Source organism: Streptomyces sp. NBC_01707 (assembly GCF_041438805.1).
Classification (GTDB): Bacteria; Actinomycetota; Actinomycetes; order Streptomycetales; family Streptomycetaceae; genus Streptomyces.
On the sequence record NZ_CP109190.1, the window covers coordinates 6,486,648 to 6,505,478 of the forward strand.

The 18,831-nt window shown below is 68.7% G+C and carries 17 protein-coding genes and 2 pseudogenes; 16 read left to right on the forward strand and 3 right to left on the reverse strand.

Going from position 1 to position 18,831, the window contains the following annotated elements; all coding sequences use genetic code 11:
* Nucleotides 1–141: 141 nt before the first annotated feature.
* Nucleotides 142–606, reverse strand: coding sequence for a hypothetical protein (locus tag OG963_RS29110; RefSeq protein ID WP_371799631.1), 465 nt, complete (start codon nt 604–606; stop codon nt 142–144).
* 250 nt (nt 607–856) lie between these two features.
* Here OG963_RS29110 and OG963_RS29115 point away from each other — a divergent pair.
* From OG963_RS29115 to OG963_RS29160, 10 genes and pseudogenes are all read left to right on the forward strand, one after another.
* Nucleotides 857–1,603, forward strand: a pseudogene (locus OG963_RS29115) (SDR family oxidoreductase).
* A gap of 104 nt (nt 1,604–1,707) precedes the next feature.
* Nucleotides 1,708–1,905 (forward strand): annotated as a pseudogene (locus tag OG963_RS29120) (hypothetical protein); the annotation flags it as partial.
* A 405-nt stretch (nt 1,906–2,310) separates the two neighbouring features.
* Entirely contained in the window at nt 2,311–2,952 is a 642-nt protein-coding gene (locus OG963_RS29125) for a hypothetical protein (protein ID WP_362270773.1), read from the forward strand.
* Between the two features lie 29 nt (nt 2,953–2,981).
* Nucleotides 2,982–3,326 carry a hypothetical protein gene (locus OG963_RS29130; RefSeq protein ID WP_063756066.1) on the forward strand — a complete coding sequence of 115 codons (345 nt, stop codon included), beginning with the start codon at nt 2,982–2,984 and terminating at the stop codon, nt 3,324–3,326.
* Between the two features lie 221 nt (nt 3,327–3,547).
* Nucleotides 3,548–3,745 carry a hypothetical protein gene (locus tag OG963_RS29135; protein WP_030921525.1) on the forward strand — a complete coding sequence of 66 codons (198 nt, stop codon included), beginning with the start codon at nt 3,548–3,550 and terminating at the stop codon, nt 3,743–3,745.
* A 64-nt stretch (nt 3,746–3,809) separates the two neighbouring features.
* On the forward strand, nt 3,810–4,574 hold the full coding sequence (gene thyX / locus OG963_RS29140; RefSeq protein WP_093774214.1) for an FAD-dependent thymidylate synthase: 765 nt from the start codon (nt 3,810–3,812) through the stop codon (nt 4,572–4,574).
* Between the two features lie 30 nt (nt 4,575–4,604).
* A complete protein-coding gene (locus tag OG963_RS29145) occupies nt 4,605–5,165 on the forward strand; it encodes a TIGR00730 family Rossman fold protein (RefSeq protein ID WP_030921520.1) in 561 nt (186 codons plus the stop codon).
* A 17-nt stretch (nt 5,166–5,182) separates the two neighbouring features.
* The gene (locus OG963_RS29150; RefSeq protein ID WP_176902203.1) at nt 5,183–6,232 is read left to right on the forward strand and encodes an isopenicillin N synthase family oxygenase; all 1,050 of its coding nucleotides are present in this window, start codon (nt 5,183–5,185) and stop codon (nt 6,230–6,232) included.
* A gap of 59 nt (nt 6,233–6,291) precedes the next feature.
* Nucleotides 6,292–7,527 (forward strand): ATP-grasp domain-containing protein, encoded by a 1,236-nt coding sequence (locus OG963_RS29155; protein ID WP_093930325.1) that lies wholly within the window; start codon nt 6,292–6,294, stop codon nt 7,525–7,527.
* A 114-nt stretch (nt 7,528–7,641) separates the two neighbouring features.
* On the forward strand, nt 7,642–9,153 hold the full coding sequence (locus OG963_RS29160; RefSeq protein WP_093930324.1) for a solute carrier family 23 protein: 1,512 nt from the start codon (nt 7,642–7,644) through the stop codon (nt 9,151–9,153).
* Between the two features lie 142 nt (nt 9,154–9,295).
* On the opposite strand, the gene OG963_RS29165 is transcribed toward OG963_RS29160, so the two are convergent.
* Together OG963_RS29165 and OG963_RS29170 are read right to left on the reverse strand one after the other, a co-directional pair.
* A complete protein-coding gene (locus tag OG963_RS29165; RefSeq protein WP_319736241.1) occupies nt 9,296–10,345 on the reverse strand; it encodes a LuxR family transcriptional regulator in 1,050 nt (349 codons plus the stop codon).
* 253 nt (nt 10,346–10,598) lie between these two features.
* Nucleotides 10,599–11,651 (reverse strand): LuxR C-terminal-related transcriptional regulator, encoded by a 1,053-nt coding sequence (locus tag OG963_RS29170; RefSeq protein WP_371799632.1) that lies wholly within the window; start codon nt 11,649–11,651, stop codon nt 10,599–10,601.
* A gap of 142 nt (nt 11,652–11,793) precedes the next feature.
* Here OG963_RS29170 and OG963_RS29175 point away from each other — a divergent pair, with 142 nt between their 5' ends.
* The 6 genes from OG963_RS29175 to OG963_RS29200 all read left to right on the forward strand — a co-directional run bounded on the left by OG963_RS29175 (nt 11,794) and on the right by OG963_RS29200 (nt 18,402).
* Nucleotides 11,794–13,083, forward strand: coding sequence for an ATP-grasp domain-containing protein (locus OG963_RS29175; RefSeq protein ID WP_319325051.1), 1,290 nt, complete (start codon nt 11,794–11,796; stop codon nt 13,081–13,083).
* A gap of 48 nt (nt 13,084–13,131) precedes the next feature.
* Nucleotides 13,132–14,355, forward strand: coding sequence for an MFS transporter (locus OG963_RS29180; RefSeq protein ID WP_319736242.1), 1,224 nt, complete (start codon nt 13,132–13,134; stop codon nt 14,353–14,355).
* 48 nt (nt 14,356–14,403) lie between these two features.
* The gene (locus OG963_RS29185) at nt 14,404–15,660 is read left to right on the forward strand and encodes an ATP-grasp domain-containing protein (protein ID WP_093774228.1); all 1,257 of its coding nucleotides are present in this window, start codon (nt 14,404–14,406) and stop codon (nt 15,658–15,660) included.
* A gap of 4 nt (nt 15,661–15,664) precedes the next feature.
* Complete coding sequence (locus tag OG963_RS29190; protein WP_218160179.1) at nt 15,665–16,951, forward strand: acetyl-CoA carboxylase biotin carboxylase subunit family protein; 1,287 nt, start codon at nt 15,665–15,667, stop codon at nt 16,949–16,951.
* A gap of 111 nt (nt 16,952–17,062) precedes the next feature.
* The gene (locus OG963_RS29195) at nt 17,063–17,788 is read left to right on the forward strand and encodes a 2OG-Fe dioxygenase family protein (protein WP_093774230.1); all 726 of its coding nucleotides are present in this window, start codon (nt 17,063–17,065) and stop codon (nt 17,786–17,788) included.
* A 173-nt stretch (nt 17,789–17,961) separates the two neighbouring features.
* The gene (locus OG963_RS29200) at nt 17,962–18,402 is read left to right on the forward strand and encodes a PPOX class F420-dependent oxidoreductase (protein ID WP_218133094.1); all 441 of its coding nucleotides are present in this window, start codon (nt 17,962–17,964) and stop codon (nt 18,400–18,402) included.
* The last annotated feature ends 429 nt before the right edge of the window (nt 18,403–18,831 follow it).

Consider the following 18,831-nt stretch of genomic DNA (forward strand, 5'->3'; position numbering starts at 1 on the left):
CTATGCGGATGCCGGCGCGGCGCCTGCGGCCCTCCGGCCGCGCCGCCCGAATCGCGGCGCGGGGGCGCGGCGCCGCTGCCGTAGCTCTTCCATCTGCTCGTAGTACTCACCGCAGTTGAAGAAGCCACCGTGGTCACTGCGCTACTCCTTCGGCAGCGGGGAGAGCGCAAGGTTGTTGAAGCCGGAGAAGACCACGATGTCGGTGACGCGGGTCAGCAGGTGACGGCAGAGGGCGAACAGCGTGAATTCCTGCCCCGAGTTGTAGCTGCGGCCCGCGAAGTTGAGGCACGGCGCCGACGGCGCGTAAGCGCTCCACAGGCGGGAGGGCAGGGTCGCCGCATCGCTCCGCGCACCGATGCCGAATGCTGTGGAGCTGCCGGCGAGCAGCCGGACAGGTCCCGTCTGCGCGACGGTGCCCGCCGACGCGCTCCCGTCGCCCGGGCCATGGGAGTAACGGAACCCGAATTCACGGGTGTTGACGACATCGGACCAGTAGCCGGCGCGGTGGAAGTACATCAGGTACGGAAGCCATCGGGTCCGGGACCGGCCGTCGAAATCGTCGTAGGCCAACATCTGCGGGGTGAGCGTCACCCTCTGCTCCGCCATGGTTCCTCCCGGTTCGTGAAGGGTCCTCCTCGGTCGGAGGTGACTCTTCCGTCGGCCCCGGAGGATCGGAACCATCAGAAATATGACGCCGCACAGTCATGAAGGCAGCGGCCGGTTCAGATCCCTGCAGCTGCAAGCTTGTGACCCTTTCGAGGCCCGACCACCCGGCGCAGAGTCGTTCTGGGCAGCACAGCCCGACGGAGAGGACCGCGGGAACGACCGCGGACAGACGACTGTGGGGAAGGCCGGCATGACCAGAACAGCTGTGGTGACCGGGGCGAGCAGCGGGATCGGCGCGGCTGTCGCCCGACGCCTCGCCAAGGACGGGTTCGACACCGTACTGGTGGCCCCGGCGGGGCGAGTTGGTCCAGCGGGTCGCCGAGGAGACGGGCGGGCGGGCCGAGGCGGTCGACATCACCGACGCCGACGCCGTACGGGCCCTGGCCGAGCGGATCTACTCCTGCGACATCCTGGGGAACAACGCGGGCGGCGCGCTCGGCGCAGACCCGGTGTCGGGCGCGGATCCCGGTCACTGGCAGCACATGTACGCGGCCAACGTGCTGGGCACGCTCCATGTCACCCAGGCCCTGCTCCCGCTGCTGAGGCGGAGCGCGGGCACCGTGGTCAACGTGACTTCGACGGCGGCGTTCGTCAACTACGAGACCGGCGGCGGATGCAGCGCGGCGAAGCACGCACAGCACGCCATGACCGAGACGATGCGGCTCGAGCTCTGCGGCGAGCCCGTCCGGGTCGTCGAGGTGGCACCCGGGATGGTTCACACCGAGGGATTCGCCTGAACCGCTTCCACGGTGACGGGGAGCGGGCCGCCGCCGTCTACGCGGGGGTCGACCGTCCGCTGAGCGCCGAGGACGTCGCCGAATGCGTCTCCTTCGCGGTCGGGCTGCCGCAGCACGTCAACATCGACCAGCTGGTGGTGCGCCCGCTCGCCCAGGCGGCCCAGCACAAGATCCACCGAGGCGGTCCCTTCGCCGGCTGAGTCCGGGCACTCCTTCGCGCCTGCCCGCCCGGCGATCTGCCGGCACCGGCACCCGGCGACGTCCGAGACCGGTGACGTTCAACCCAGTGATGTCCGAACCAGTGATGTCCGAACCAGGAAAAGGGGCTCTCTGCCATGACCTTTCTGCGTGGAATTCTGGCCCGGTCGTGCACGAGGAGGGCTCTTACGATCCCGCCGTCGCGCGGCACTGCGAACGCATCGTGCACGCACCGATAGCCGATGGGCCCGCGATCCTGGAGGTGCTGCGTCCGCTGCACGAGGAGCGGCCGTTCGACCGGGTGCTGACCACCACGGAGCCTGCCGCGGAGTCCACCGGATACGTCGTCGACGCGCTGGGACTCACCGGGGTCACCGAAGCGACGGCCAGGGCCCTCAAGGACAAGGCCTCACCCGCGAGCTGCTCGCCAAGTACGACCTCAGCCCGGTCCGTCACCAGGTGGTGCACAGCGCCGAGGAGGCGGCCGAGTTCCAGCGGTCGGTCGGCGGCCGCATCGTTCTCAAGCCGGTCGACGGCGTCGCCAGCCTGCACATCCACCCGGCCGCGAATGCCGACGAGGCCGCGCGGGCCTGGCGCGACCTCGCCGTCGACGGCTTCGACGCGCCCATCGCGGAGGAGTACCTCGAAGGCCCGGTCGTCAGCGTCGACTCGTTCTCGTTCGACGGACGGCACGTACTCCGAGTACCGGATGAACGAGCGCTTCGTGGAGTGGGAGGTCAGTACCCCGAGCCGGGCGGCCGCCCCGCACCTGGCCGAGCTGCGAGCGCTCACCGTGCAGCTGCTCGACGCCGTGGGGCTCACCGAAGGGCCCTCGCACAGCGAGTTCGTCCTGACTCCGCAGGGCCCCCGGGTGCTCGAATCGCATGCCCGGCTGGCCGGCAGCGGGGCGCCCGAACTGGTGCGGCGTGCCTTCGGCGTGGATCTGAACCGTTGGTTCCTCACCGTCCCGCTCGGCATCGACGAGCTGCCGGCCGCCTCGCCCGAGCCGGTCGGCGGCGCCGCGGTGCGGTTCTTCACCCCGCAGCCGGGACAGGTCCGCGCCGTCGAGGTGGCCACCGAGGTGGGCGCCGAGGTGAGGCGGGTCCCGCGAGGGGAGACACCGCTGGTCTTCCTGCCGTACCTCGACGAGTTCAGGCAGTTGCCGGCCGCGGCGGTCATCGCCAAGAGCCCGGGCGACACCGTTCCGGAGCTGCTCACCGTCGCCGACTGCGTGTCCGGATATGTGATCGCGTCCGGCGTGGACCGGGAGGCCGCGGTCACCCGGTGCGAGGAGATCGACAAAAACATCCGCTTCCTGACCGACCGACGAAGTGACCGACCGACGAACTGATCGGCCCACACCATCGAAGGAGAAGAGAGTTGGAAACCAACGAGCACACCCTGAGCGCTGCCGCGCTCCTGGAGACCGCCCACAAAGCCGTCTCGCAGGGCTATCCCTGCGACGACCGGCTGGCCCGCGCCGCGCTGCACCTCATCGAGTGCGCCACGGACGTCGTCGTACGACTGCCAGACCGTGACATCGACTCGGCGCGGGAGGCGCTCGGACTGGCCCGCGCGGCGGTGGTGACCGCGACCTGTGCCGTACGGGAGATCCACGCCCAGGCCCGGGAGACGTCCGAGCCGGTGTCCCTGCCCACTCCCGGGAAGCCGCCGGCCGGGTCCGCGCGTGGTCCGGGCCGGGTCTGCTGCGGCCTCGACCGGTAGGCGGGCGACAGTTCCACCCAGGTCAGGAGCCCTGTCCCGGTCTCTCGAAGCCCCGCTGCCGCACTGCGGCAGCGGGGCTTCGGCGTGGGGCGCATGTTCGTGCACTTGGTTTCGTACTTACGCACTGCACAAGTCTGACCTTATTGGGGGCCGCCTGTTTTCGAAGAATGGAGATGTGAGCGGGGGAGCCGCCCACAAACAACGAGAAGAGGAATCGAATTATGCGTAACAACACGTTCCAGATGAAGCTTTCCGCCACTCGCCGCGGGATTCAGTCCGCCCTGGTCGCTGCCGCTTCGGCGGTACTCGTCGCCACTGCGGTGGGCGTGGCGACCGCCGGTTCCGCGGTGGCCGACACGACCACTACGACGACCACCCCCAGCACGAGCGCCTCGCCCGACGATCACGGCTGGGACTGAACAGGCATATTCCATCTGCACAATATCGAGCACCGCTGAACAGAATCCACCGGAGGAACGTACGATGACGATCAGCCCGGCCCTTGAGGTCCACGCCCCCGACGCACCCGTCTTCGGTCCCGAAATCGAACTGCGCAGCCAGATCACCGTCGAGCTCGTCGACCACACCGCCTCCGACCTGGGAGTCGTACGTGCGGCGCGGGTCTCCACCGCCGGCGAGGAGGCGCACCGAGAGGAGCGCGGTGACGCATATATCGGGGGTCTCATCCGGTATTTGATGCGCAGCCGTCACGGCAGCCCTTTCGAGCACAATTCGATGACCTTCCTGGTGCACGCGCCGATCTTCGCGATCCGCCACATGATGCGTCACCGAATGTGGTCCTTCAATGAGGAGAGCGCCCGCTACAAGGACCTCAAGAACGTCTTTTACGTGCCCGACCGCGACCGGGCGCTGAAACAGGAGGGGAAGCCCGGTCACTACCAGTACGTTCCGGGCAGCGAGGAGGACTACGAGCTGCTCTCCACCGCCACCAGCGAGGCCTACCGGTCCGCCTTCCGCGAATACCAGAAGATGCTCGATGCCGGAATCGCCCGCGAGCTGGCCCGCATGGTGCTCCCGGTGGCCACCTTCTCCACCGTGTACGCCACCTGCAACGCCCGCTCGCTGATGCACTTCCTCGGCCTGCGCACCAACCGCGCCGACGCCGCCTATGTGTCGCACCCGCAGCGGGAGATCGAGGTGGTGGCCGAGCAGATGGAGGACGAGTTCGCGCGGCTGATGCCACTGACCCACGAGGCCTTCGAGAAGTTCGGCCGCGTCAGTCCCTGACCGGATCGTGATCCGACGGAGGTTCCTGCCATGAGAGTCACGGTCTACGCGGGCTCGGCCCTGGGGAACCAGGCCATCTACCAAGAAGCCGCCGCGGCCTTCGCCAAGCAACTCGTCGCCGAGGGGCATGAGATCGTCTACGGCGGGGGAGCGGCCGGCCTCATGGGGGTCGTCGCCGACTCCGCCCTGGCGGCCGGCGGCCGGGTCACCGGAGTGATCCCGAAACACCTTGTCGACGCCGAGGTCGCCCACCAGGGCCTGACCGAACTGCACATCGTCGACACCATGCACCAACGCAAGCAGATCATGGCCGACCTGGCGGATGCCTTCGTAGCGCTGCCGGGCGGGGTGGGCACCGTCGAGGAGATCCTCGAAGCCTGGGCCTGGCTCATCCTCGGCCGGCACGGAAAGCCGATGGCGATGCTGAACGTGGACGGCTACTGGGACCGGCTCCTGCGGATGATCTGCCGCATGTCCGCCAGCGGATTCCTGCGCGAGCAGGAGCTGGGCACCCTCGCGTCCGTCGGGGACGCGAACGAATTCCTCGACCTTGTAAGCCAGTGGGAGCCCCCGCCGCCGCGATGGGGCTGAGATCGGGAGTAGGAGCGATGTCGGTACTGAATGTGGAGAGTGCGGCCCCCGAGGCCGCGCAGGTCACCGTGGTGGACGGCTATGTCCCGGTGATCGACCTGAGTTCCGCGCGGTCGGGCGGGGCGGCGGAACGGCAACTGGCCGCGGTGATCGACGAGGTCTGCCGTACCAGCGGCTTCCTGGTGATCGTCGGCCACGGCGTGCCCGAGCGCACGATATCGGAGATGTACCGGGCCACCCGGGAGTTCTTCGCGCTGTCGGCCGAGACCAAGGCGGAACTGCTCGCCGTCCCGGCCGACCCGCTGATGCGGGGATTCGGCCGCCAAGGCAGTCTCGCGGCTTCCAACGCGGAGGCCGAGGTCGAGCAGGAGCGGGCACTGCCGGACATCTCGGAGACCTTCACGGTCAACCGTCTGGGAGAGCCGGATGCCGACCGGGCGCTGCCCGTCGACGCCGACCCGGCTCTGCGGACCCCGAACCGCTGGCCCGAACTGCCCGGCTTCACCGAGGCGTACCGGTCCTACTACGCGGCCATGGAGGTGCTGGCCGGGGACATCATGCGACTGTTCGCCCTTGCGCTCGATCTGCCCGAGGACTGGTTCGAGGACAAGATCGAGCAGCACATGACCAACCTGACCGCCAACTTCTACCCGCAGCAGCCGGAACCCCCCGCACCCGGGCAGCTCCGCAAGGGAATGCACAGCGACTGGGGCAGCCTGACCATCCTCTACCAGGACGACGGTCCGGGCGGCCTGCAGGTCCTCGACAAGGCGGGTCAGTGGCTCGACGTACCCGTCATCGAGGGTTCCTTTGTTGTCAACATCGGTGACCTGATGGCCATTTGGACCAATAATCGGTGGGTGAGCACCGTCCACCGGGTGGTCAATCCGCCGCGTGAACTGGCTGGAAAGGAACGCTACTCGGTTCCCTTCTTCCACCAGCCGGCCTACGACGCCCTCATCGAGTGCATCCCCACCTGCACCGGTCCGCTCAATCCACCGAGGCACGAACCGGTGCGCTCGGGCGACTACATCATCGGTAAGTTCAGCAGAGCGTATGGCGCGTAAGTCCGGGGCGAAGAGTTCCGCGAACTACGAGATGCCGTCGAAAGCGAGGTGAGAACACCATGGCCAGAGCGGTTCTGCTGCTGGGTGCCGAAGGCGCCGTGGCCGAGCAACTGGTGGGAGCGGCCCAGACCCTCGAGATCCACCTGCACATCGCGACCCACCGGGAGTTGTACCGGAGCTGTCCCGACGAACTGCGCAAGCAGCTCGCCGGAACCGTCTTCACCGACTTCCGCAGCACGGCGTACGCGGTCGACCAACTCGCCGAGTACTGCGCCCAGGAAGGCATCGGCGGAGTGGCGGTCGACCGGGAGACGCTGTCCCCGGTCGCCGCAGCGCTGACCGACCGGCTGGGACTGCCTGGCCATGATCCAGTCACGGCACAGTCCGCCCACGGCAGGTGGCAGATGGCGCAGACCCTGCGCACGCGTGGCGTACCCGGGCCGCGCACGGTGGCGGTCGTCTCCCCCGAGGCCGCCGAGGAGCGGCTGCGGTCGGCCGGCCTCCACTATCCGGTCGTCGTCAGACCGGCCGAGGGCTCGGGCAGCATCGGGCTGACCCTCGTCGAGACGCCGGACGAGCTGCCCGGAGCGGTCCGGCGCGCCCTGAAATGGCGCGAGGACATCACCTACGGAATCCGCTTCGACGCCGTCGCGGTGATCCAGGAGCACCTGAAAGGCGCCGAGTACAGCGTGGAGACCGTGCTGCACCGCGGCGGCTGCACGCACCTGGCGATCGTCCGCAGGATGTCCACCGGCGGCCGGAACAGCGAGGAGCTCGGGCGCACTCTGCCCGCCGACGTGGACGAGCTGACCCGGATCACGATCCTGGCCACCGTGGAGCGCGGGCTCGCGGCCCTCGGACTGCGGGACGGCATCGCGCACAGCCATCTGAAGATGACGGCAGAGGGTCCCCGGCTCATCGAGGTGGGGGCGGGACCGCCCGACGGACCCGTCATGGAGATGATCGAGCACGCCACCGGGGTCGGTGTGGCCGCGGCCTATCTCCAGGCCGTCCTCGGCGAGCTGCCCGACACCCGGCCGACCCGCAGCGGTGCGGTGGCGCTCCGGTTCATCAACACCCCTCGGCACGGTGTCTTCCGCGGTCTGAGCGGCCTCGCCGCCAGCCCGCACGTCATCGCCGTCCGCTCCTACGCGGAGCCGGGCGACCTGGTGGGCAGCACCCACTCCAAGTACACCCGTCTGGGCCACGTCATCGTCCTGGCTTCCGGACCGGACCAGGCCGACGCCCGCGCCGACGAGGCCATCGCGGGCATCTCCAGCTGCATCGAAAGCTGAGCCCCGCCCGGAGAGACCGGCTGTCCCCCTCTCCGCACCCACCCCTTGAACGGCACCGCCGCATCGCCGCCACGGCGGTGCGGCGGCCTGCCCATGACCGGAGGAACGAGAACCATGAAGGGAACACACAGCCCGAGTCCGGTACGCCGGATCCTCGGTGTCGGATGGCGACTGCACGGCGACGGCCGGGCACCGCGACCGGGCGCCGCGGTGATGCCGGACGAGCGGCTCTCCTGGCCGCGCACGGTGGGCCTCGGAGCCCAGCACGTAGTGGCGATGTTCGGTGCGACATTCGTCTTTCCGGTGGTCATGGGGCTCGACCCGAACCTGGCCATCATGATGTCCGGAGTCTCGACCGTTCTGTTTCTGCTGGTGGTTCAGGGCCGGATCCCCAGCTACCTCGGCACCAGTGCCTCGTTCGTCGGCGCGGTGGCGGCCATCCGGGCGGCCGGCGGCACCACGTCCACCGTCACCGGCGCGATCCTCGTCGCGGGGCTGGTGCTCGCCGCGGTGGGCCTGATCGTCCACTTCGCCGGGCCCGGACTGATCAACAAAGCGTTCCCGCCCGTCGTGGCCGGCGCGGTGGTCCTGCTCATCGGGCTCAACCTGGCGCCGGTGGTGGCCGACATCTACTGGCCCCAGGACCAGTGGGTGGCTCTCGCGACCATGTGCGTGGTCGTCGTCACGGGCGTGCTGCTGCGCGGATTCTGGAGCAGGCTCGCGGTCTTCGTCGGTCTGGTCTTCGGATACGCCCTTTCATGGGTGCTGGACCGGACGGCGGGCCCGATCACCGCGCCCGGCGCCACCGGCGAGGTCACCCGCCATCTGCGGGTGCAGCTCTCCGAGGCCGCATCGGCCCCGTGGTTCGGCCTGCCGACCATGCACGCACCGACGTTCACCGCATCCGCCGCGCTCCTGGTGCTGCCGGGCGTGATCGCGCTGGTGGCGGAGAACACCGGGCACATCAAGGCGGTGGCCGAGATGACGGGTTCCGACCTCGACCCGGTGCTCGGGCGCGCCATCCTCGGCGACGGACTGGCCACGGCGGTCTCCTCGGCGGTCGGCGGCGCGCCGACCACGACCTTCGCGGAGAACATCGGGGTGATGGCCGCGACCCGGGTCTACTCGACCGCCGCGTACTGGATGGCGGCCGCCACGGCTCTGCTGTTCGGCCTGTGCCCCAAGTTCGGCGCGCTCGTCGCGGCCACCCCGGGTGGTGTCCTCGGGGGCATCACCGTCGTCCTGTACGGGATGATCGGGCTGCTCGGCGCCAAGATCTGGATCAAGTCGGCGGTGGACTTCGCGGACCCGGTGAACCTGGTCCCGATCGCAGCCGGCGCGGTGCTGGGCATCGGAGGGGTCTCGATCGAGGTGACGGACACCTTCTCGGTCAGCGGCATAGCCCTGGGCACCCTCGTCACCCTCCTCGGTTACCACGTCCTGGCGGCCCTGCGGCGTCCTGCCGCCGAGTCGGCTGCGGAGTCCCGTCCGAGCCCCGTCGCGCAGCCAGGCGTTGCCGCGCCCAGGACGCCGGCTCCCACCGACCGGCTCGCCCCGGCCCCGGTCCAGGAGCCCGCGCCCGCCCTCCTCGAGCCCAGCCCGGCTCCGGCGGTCACGGCCTCCTAGGGTCTTTCGTGTGGATCAGGCTGAGCCCGGCGAGCCCAGCATGATCCACACGTGAGGCCCTGGAGCAGGTCGGCGAGGCTCATCGACCAGCTGTCGCTACGGCGCACCTGCAGCCGGGGTGTGAAGTGATCCCAGGATCACTTCACACCCCGGCTGTTTCGCCTGCCTCGGGAGCCGGGCCGCCACCGGCCAACTGACCCAGTCGGTATCCGAGTTGGAATCGGCTCTCGGCTTTGAGATCGGCCTTGAGTTTGGCCAGGTGGGTGGCGTAGGCGCGGGTGCTGAGCCCGATCCGCTTGGCGATGGCATTGTCGCTGTCCCCATGGATGAGGCACCTGATAATGGTCTCGCGCAACACGGCACTGATATGGCTCGATTCATTCGGAGTCCGAGATCCCTGAAAGGGCTTGGCGCGCTGCCAGTTGCGCTCGAAGACCTCGGTGAGGAATCGCACCACGGCCGGTTCCCTGATAATGACGGCCTGGTCCCGCTCGGTGTCGGCAGGGACGAATGCCATGCTCCGGTCGACGATGATCAACCGGTCGAAGAACTCGTCGAGAGTACGGACCTGGGCGCCCAGCGACGTCATTTCGGTCACGTATTCACGGGTGGGCCCGTCATGCCAGGCGGTGTGCTGGTAGAGCGTCCGCACCTCCACCCCGCGGTCGAGCAGCTCGGCGGTCTGCTGACGTATCTGCTCGAGCGTGGCCTTGGGCCGGCCGCCCCCGGGCTGGGCGGTGAACAGCTCCGACGTGCTCTGCTGCACACTCTCGTTGACGATGGCGCTGATCGCGGCCTTGCCCTGGATGCGGACGATGGACTCGCTGCCCTGTGGTCCCGCGGTGTGCCGGGAGTCGACGATGAGGGGTCGTAGCAGGTCCGTGAGGTTCCGGGCCTCCTCCAGCATGGTCAACGCGGAAGAACGCAGCAGCGCTCCGATCCGTGCCTCCACGATGCCGGGCTCCACCGCGACGAAGTGCGAGGGGGAGGAGGTGTCCTCGCGGACCATCCCCATGGACAGGAGCTCATCCATGATCTCGCGATCCTCGCGGACGCCGTCCGCGGGGCACACCGACGGGCCGTCCGACCGCTCCCGCTCGGACTGCGCACCCGAGTCCTTCCGGAGGAGTTCGACGTACGTGGCGCGCGCCTTCGTGCTGGGTATGGGCACCACTGGCTTTGCCGGATACATAGCCAACTCCGTTGAGAGTATTGGTGATCACGCAGAAGGAGGCGGAGTGTAGCTCCCATGGGCCGAGTGCCGATAGTGAGCCGAATCCGCCGCCGACAGAGCAGGGTTGTGTGCCTGCTGCATGGGCATTGTGCCTGTTCGTCCGCTGAGCGGTGAACAGAACGCGCCTATTTCACAGAGATGTCAAATAGCCGTCGGATGCCGGCCGACGGTGAAGCCGTGACCCGGCGGCCCGCCCGGAACCGCAGGCGCGTCAATCCGTCCCGGATGTGCCGGGATCGTCGCCTTCTCCCAGCGAAATCCCCAATTGCCAAGCCCGGAACCCGGCTTGGAAGCGGCTCTCCACCCCCAGCTCGTCGGTGATCTCCTTCACGTGCCGGCGGAAGGTCCGCGTCGCCATCCCCAGCCGCTTGGCAATCACCTCGTCCTTCAGGCCGGTCGCCATCAGGCGCAGGATCGAGGTCTTCAAGTCCTCAGTGGATGGCTGGAATTCGGCCTGATGGGCGTCAAAGGGCCGGCCCGACTCCCAGAGGCTCTCGAACATCCGGTACAGGAAACCCACCACCGTCGGGTCGGTGACCACCGAGGCCCCCTGCGGCCGGCCCGCGGCCCGGGGTTGCGGGACGAACGCGGTCTCCCGGTCGAAGACGATGATCCGGTCGAACGCCTCGGCGGTGGTGCGGATCCGGGCCCCGGCCGCGGAGACCGACCGCACATAGGCCTGCGTCGACAGGCTCGCCCGGGCGGTGTGCTGGTAGAGGGTGCGCAGCCGCACCCCTCTCTCCAGCATCGACAGACTCTCCGCGACGATCGAGCTCAGCGTGTCGGGGTCGCGGCCGCCGCCCGGCTGGATGGAGACCATCTCCTCGGTGCACAGCCGGGTCATCATCGACAACTCGCGGCGCACCTCGGCGGGATCGTCGAAGGAGCGCAGCCCGTCCGAGGTGCGCCCGGCACGGCTGTGCTCCGCGAACAGTGACGCCAGAGGCCGAAGTTGGGCGTGCATACGGGTCAGCTCTTGCTGCCGCTGCCGGATCTCCTGCTCCAACGGTGCCCGCGCGAGCATCTCGGCGATCGCCGGGTCCGCCGGCAGCAGTTCGCCGCCGTCGGCACTGGACACAAGCAACCCGAGTTCCAGTAGGTTGTCGCGCGCAAGAGTCAACTCGCTTATGGACAGGCCCAATTCGGCCGCAGCGTCGTCCGCGTCGCGGAGCCCGCCGTTCCGCAGCGCCCATTCATAGACGGACAGCGAGACTGGCTCGAGAATGAGCGCCGAGGCGCCGCGTTGTGTCCCTGAACGCGCCATTTGTCGAGATCCTCTTCCGGTCTGGCCAGCTTAGGACACCGAGTATCTCTCCAACTGAGCCGCTGTTGCTGGCAAAGTCTTCATATCGCGCTGTACAGCACGGTCGATCTGAACGACCGAGGTTCCCCGGAAGGGTGAAGCAATGCGCCGAATCGCATTCCTGCGATCCATTGAGATTCAGCAGACAAAGCCTTTTCTCACAGCCCTTGAGGCACGTCTTCAGCGGGAGGACACCGAAGCGAAACTCTTCTACACGGACGGCGAGTGCGGACCCGATGACTTCCCCGGTGAATCGGAGAAGATAGCCGGTGACATATCCGCCGACGAACTCGCCAAGAAGGTCATAGGCTGGGGCGCCCACGGAGTGATCTCCCTCTCCATCGCGGACGAGAACGCCCTGCGTGACTCGGTGGTGCGGCGCCGCCTGGAGACCGTGGGAATTCCCATGGTGGCGCACAGCCTCGCCGCCACCAGCCTCACCGCCAACAAGTGGGAGACGAAGCGGCTGCTGGAGGAGCACGGATTCGACATTCCGCCCGGAGTGCTCGTGGACAGCGATGTACTCGCCGGTCGTGGTCTGCGCATTCCCGCGTACGTCGACTCGATCCTGATCCAGACCGCCGACATGGGATATCCCGTGCTCAGCAAGCCGCTCTGGGACTGCATGGGTGCCGGCATGGTGCCGCTGGCCGACGAAGCGGAACTGGAACGGCACCTGGCCGAACCGCACAGCGGAAACTTCATCCTGGAACGCTGTGTGTCCGGTGAGATCTGCTCGGTGGAAGTGGTCGGCGCCCGCGGACAGTACGTGGTCCACCCGGTGGTGTGGCAGGGGCCGGCGGAGATCGGCCCCGTCTTCAACTTCGGCCGACTGCGCTATGTGGCACCGCGCCGGGAGGCGGATCTGGCATTCGCCCCGGTGGCCGAGAAACTCAAGAAGCTCGCTCAGGACCTGGATCTGCACGGAGCGGTCGGGCTGGACATGATTTACGAGGACGGGATCTACCGGATTCTCGAAATCAACCCGCGGGTCACCGGAACGACCACCCCCTGCATAGCCTCCACCGGCTTCAACACGTACGACTGCCTGCTCTCGATCCTGGACGGTACCTGGCCGGACGAGGCGGACCACGGCCACGGCCTCCAGCGGGTGTGCCTGCAGTTCCCGGTGCGCGAACTCTCCCCGGAATTCGTGCGCGACCTGACCCGCGAACTGGACGTCGTACGGACGCAGTCGCTCAATATCGACGGCGTCGACCACCCCAACGTGATCATCACCTGCGAGCTCGACGACCGGGCGGAACTCCCGGCGAAGCTCGAATCGCTCTGGCAGCGCCACGAATTCACCGACCGGTCATTCCTGCGGCAGATCGCGGCGGCCGTAGGAGTGGCCGTCCCGGAACCGGCGGAGACCGCTGTGGCAACGGCATGAAGAAAACCGAAGTGTGGGAGAAAGAGATGAAGGAAACGGCAGGCAGCCATGCGGATTGACGGCTATCGCAAGGTCGTGAGCCGGCCAGGTATCGGTCTGCTCATGCTCCTCGGGTTCTTCTCGAAGATCGCGGTGGTGGCGATCCCCGTCGTGATGAACCTGGGCGTCGTGTTCGGCCTCGACCGAGGCTTCGGGGCCGCCGGCCTGGTGATCGCGCTGTGGACGGTGGGCGTGGCGATCGGCGGTCCGGTACAGGGCCGCATGATGGACAGGTACGGCGTACGGCCCGTACTCATCGTCTCGCTGACCGGCCAGGCGCTCTTCTGGGGGATCGGCCCCAGCATGTCCTACGGGGTGCTGTCGGTGGCCGCCGTCGGCTGCGGACTCCTCAACCTCCCGGGGTTCGCCGTCGTGCGGCTGAGGCTCGCCGTAGCCATCCCGGAGGAGCAGCGGCACACCGCCTTCGCGCTCGACGCCATGACGTCCAACATCTCGTACATGGTGGGCCCGGCGCTCGGGGTGACCGTGGCGACCACCGTCTCCAGCGATGTCTCGATGCGGGGCCTCGGCCTGATCGTCGCACTCGCCGGGGCGGGCCTGGCCCTGCTCAACCCCCAGGTCCGCGACTTCGCCAAGGAGACCGGCAGCGAGCCGGCCCCCCGCATGAGGTTCCGCCAGTGGTTCAAGCCCGCGCTCGTCCCGGTCCTCGTGGCCACCACCGCCACCACTCTGGCGACCGCCGGCTACGAGACGGCGATCGTGGGCGGCCTGCGCGACTCGGGGCAGGTCGAATGGGCCGGCCTCGTCCTCACGGTCTGCGGGTTCTGCTCCTTCATCGGTGCGCTCCTGTACGGCACGCTGAAACGGCCGCCGCACTTCGCCCTCATCTCGGCACTGGTGGGTCTCACGACCGTGGTCGGCGGCTTCGCCACCGGCGACTGGCGCCTGCTGTGCCTGGCCATGGTGCTGCCGGCCGCTCTCTGCTCGCCCTCCTTCGCGGCGACCGGCGGCGCCGCGAGCGGGCTGGCCCCGGCCGGGGCCCGAGGCGTCGTGATGGGCATCTACAGCGCCTCCCTCACCCTCGGCAACAGCATCGGTGCCCCCCTGTCCGGGGCGATCCAGGACGCCAGGAGCCCACTCTGGGCCTTCGTGGTCATCGGCCTCACCAGCGCAGCCCTCTCCGGTGTCGCCCTCGGCTGGACCGCCTGGCTGGCTCGCAGGCCGGCCGCCGAGCCGCAGAACACACCGGTACTCGCCGACGCCGCCGCCTGACGGCAGACACCTCATACCACCTCTCGTGCACAGCAGTTGGAGACCTGAATGGACACCAAGGGTTACGTCGTCATCGTCGACGCATTCGCCCCGGCCCGGTTCTTCCCGCCGGAGTTCCACGAAGCGGGCTACGCATGCGTGCGGGTGCAGAGCACCCCTGAGATCCCCCCGGCCTTCGCCGGCTCCCTCGACCTGACGCTCTACGCCGACAACATCGTCCACACCGGGGACCTCGACGAGACCGTACGGGCCGCGGGTGCGTACGAACCGGTGGCGGTCTTCGCCGGCAGCGAGTTCGGTGTCGAGTTCGCCGACCGGCTCAGCGAGGCCATGGGCCTGCCGACCAACGGTACGCAGCTCAGCGCCGCGCGCCGCGACAAGTTCACGATGATCGAGACGATCAAGGCCGCCGGAGTGCGTGGAGCCAGGCAGCTGCTCGCCACAAGTGCCGACGAACTTTCCCGGTGGCACAAGGAGTTGGGCACCCGTGTCGTGGTCAAGCCGCTCAAGAGCGCGGGCAACGACGGCGTCAGGTTCTGCGCCACCCCCGAGGAGAGCGCGGCCGCCTTCCTCGAACTCACCGGCGCGGAGAACCTGTTCAGCCAGCGCAACGAGGGTGTCGTCGCCCAGGAGCACCTCTTCGGCGGCGAGTACATGGTCAACACCGTCAGCCGCGACGGCAAGCACCATGTCACCGACATCATCGCCACCACCCGCATCTCCGTGAACGGCGTTCATGACATCAGCAACTCCTGCTACCTGCTCCCCCGCCACGGCGAGGCGCAGGACCAGCTCGTCCCGTACGCGTTCGAAGTCCTCGACGCACTGGGCGTGCGGCACGGCCCCTCGCACATCGAGCTGAAGCTCACCCCCTCAGGGCCCGTGCTCATCGAGATGGGTGCCCGCATCTGTGGCGGAGACCTGCCGCACTACGTGCAGCTGGCGACCGGCGAGTCCCCCTTCGACTGGACCGTCGACGCCTTCGTGCGGCCGGAGCGCTTCCACGAACGCCATGACGACGACTACGAGATCCAGCGGTACTTCGCCTCGGTCGGCCTGGTCTCCGCCAAGGCCGGGCAGCTGGAGTCGCTGCGCCACCTCAAGGAGATCGAGGAGCTCGAGAGCTTCCACGACCTGTCGCAGTTCGTCCCGCTCGGCGGCGTGGTCGTCCCCACGGTCAACGACAGCACCTACGTCGGTTTCGTGCGGCTCTTCCACGAGCTCGAGGAAGTCGTCATGCGTGACATCAACACCATCCACTACCTGGACGGCGACGGAATGTACGCACTCTCCGAGGAGTCCTGACCCCATGAACGCGAACAACGCCGCCGCGCCGCACATCGTCGTCATCAACCGCTGGCGCGAGCAGTACGCCCGTTATGCCGAATACCTCGACCACGCCACCCACCAGGTCTCCTACATCACCACGGAGGTGGGACTGCCGTCCGTACCCGAGGCAGCGGGCGACATCCTGGTGGTGGAGCGGACCGACGACCTGGAGGCCGTGCGCGCCGCACTCAGGGTGCTCGCCGTGCGGCACGGCCGGCCCGAGGCGATCGTCGCCCTCAAGGAGGACGATCTCCTGATCGCCGCCGAGCTGCGCGAGGAGTGGAACTGCCCCGGCCAACGGGTGGGCCACCTGGCGCGATTCCGGGACAAGTACCTCATGGCCACCGCCGTCGCGGAAGCCGGCCTCGACCTGCCGGACTTCAGCCTCGCCGGCGACGAGACATCCATCCTGGAATTCGGCGCGAAGCACGGCTGGCCGCTCATCCTCAAGCCCGTGATGGGCAGTTCGAGCGAGGGTGTCGTCAAGCTCGACGGCCCCGAGGACGTCCTCGCCGTCGACCTCGCGGACACGCCCATGATGGTGCAGACTTTCAACCCCGGCCGGATCTACCACGTGGACGGCGTCTTCACCGGCCGCGAGATCCAGCACTGGCGCGCCTCGCGCTACGTGAACACCTGCCTGGGATTCCGCTCGGGCGACTTCCTCGGCTCCGTCGAGGAGGACGACGAGGCGGTCAACAGGGCCATCGGCGAGAGCACGGCCGACTACCTCCGGGCGCTCTCCGGCGACCCGCTCGTCTTCCACCTGGAACTGTTCGTCAACGACACCCCGGACGGTCCCCGCTGCAGCTTCCTGGAGGTGGGCGCACGGGTCGGCGGCGCCGAGATCCCCTTCGTCTGGCGTGAGCTCCACGGTTACGACCTGATGGACGCCGCATTCCAGCTCCAGCTCCGACGCCCCGTTCCGCAGGGGCGGATGACCCGGCCCGAGGAGATCGGCGGCTATCTGCTGATCCCGGCCCCAGAGGCCCGGCCGTGCCGCATCACCGAGGTCACCTCGATGGTCGGCAGCACCCCGGGACCGTACGCCGAGGCGCTCCTGGAGGTCGGCGACATCCTGCCGCTGGCCGACGCGTACTACGAGCACGTCGGCGGCCGCTTCCGCTTCCGGGGTGCGACGAGCCGCGACGTGGAGCAGGCCCTCGTCGCGACCGCCGCGGCGTTCCGGGTCTCCGGCGTCCCGGCCACCCCCACGGACCAGGGCGGCGCACCCCTGGGCCAGCTGGCCGGCGCGAGCCGGGGCTGACCGGGCTCGCCGCGCGTTTTCGGCCCGAAGCCGCAGCCGGAACATCTCCACCCGACATCGCCGCACCAGAGGCCTGTTCAGCCAGAACGGTCACAAAGAGGAGAGCTCACCATGTCCGCAGTAGCCACCGTCGCCACCGCCCCCGCGACCGCCACCGGAACGACTCCGTTCCGCCACTTCTCCGCGACCCTGCTCCGCCGAGCCCTGGCCCGGCACGCGGACTGGGAGCGCAAGGAGTTCACCTCGTCCTGGGAGGACCTGCCGGTCGACGCATATCTCAAGGGCGGGGCGACGTTCCGCCGCCGAAGGTACAGCCAGTTCCACCTGGCCGACGACCGCCTGGTACCCAGCGGCCAGATCGTGTTCGAACAGTCCAAGGAGGTGAACTCGCTGTTCGGTGGCGTCCAGCGGCACTTCGAGCCGCTCCGTGAGGACGTGGCGGCCTCGGCGTTGCTCGAGACGGTCGTGTTCACCTTCCTGGACAACCTGCCAGGGAAGATCGACCGGTCCAACGCCGCCATAGGCGTCCACCAGATCCGGATCACCGCAAGCCACGACGAGGCCTCGATGCCCGCCCCGGAGGGCATCCACGAGGACGGTCACCACTTCGTCGCCCAGGTGCTGATCAACCGAGAGGGCGTCACCGGGGGCGAGTCGCAGCTGTACGACCGCGACCGCGCCCCGATCTTCCGGACCACGCTGCTCGAGCCGCTCGAGTCGATCGTCATCGACGACCGCCGGGTCTTCCACGGCGTCTCCGGCATCACCCCGGCCCCCGGAGCCACCGAGGGCATCCGCGACATGATGCTGATCGACTTCTTCCCGCTCGCCGACTGACCGGGACGCCCCGACCGACTGCTCCGCCGAGGCACCGGACTTCTCCCCAAGTCCACTGCTCCCGGCGGAGCTTCGGCACGCCGGTTACGGTGCGCGGACACCGGCCAGGGCGAGGGCGGGAACCGGGTCGAACAGAGTTGAGAGAGCAGAGGAGCATCCCATCCATGCAGTCCATGTCCGAGGCCGAGTGGCGCGCGTTCGCCCTCTCCGGTACCCGAACGGCGAAGCTGGCGACCCACCGCAAGGACGGCCGCCCTCACGTCACGCCGGTGTGGTTCCTCCTCGACGAGGCCGAGCGCGCCGAGACCGGCCGGCCGCAGGTCCTCTTCACCACGTGGCACGAATCCCTGAAGGCGAAGTCCCTGCGCAGAAACCCTCGGTTCGCACTCTGCATCGACGACCAGGAACCGCCCTACGCGTACGTCATGCTCGAATGCACCGCCACCTTCACCGAGGACCCGGCCGACCTCCGCCGCTGGGCCACCAGGATCGGTGCCCGCTACATGGGCGCCGACCGGGCCGACCGGTACGGACAACGGAACTCGGTACCGGGCGAGTACCTGATCCGCGCCACGATCGACCGGGTGACGGCCTTCACCGGAATCGCGGACTGAGGGCTGCCCCGTCATGCCTGGTGGATCGGCGCGCGGCGTCGGACGCGGTGCATCGCAAGGCGCAGGGGCGTCCTCGTACTGGACGTATTCGGGCGTTCCGGCAACGCGGCGAGGTGCCGTAGCCGTCGTCGTGCGCCCGCCAGGGATTACGGGACAGCCCGTAGCTCCTCTCCGACGGCCCCGGGCCGGCGTGCGCATCTTTCCGGCCGGGGTGGGGAGGTGCGACCCGCCGGATGAGGAGCGGGCTCGAAGGCATCCGTACCCGCCGAGGAACGCGACCCACCCGCAGAACCCCGGTGACAGCCGGACAACGCCGGGCCCTCCCCACCGTGACCTGGGGAGGGCCCGGCGCTCATGCGCCGGCTGCACGTGCTCGCGACGGCGGTTGACCTGCCCGAACGGCCCTCCCGAACAGCAGCCCTGAACCAC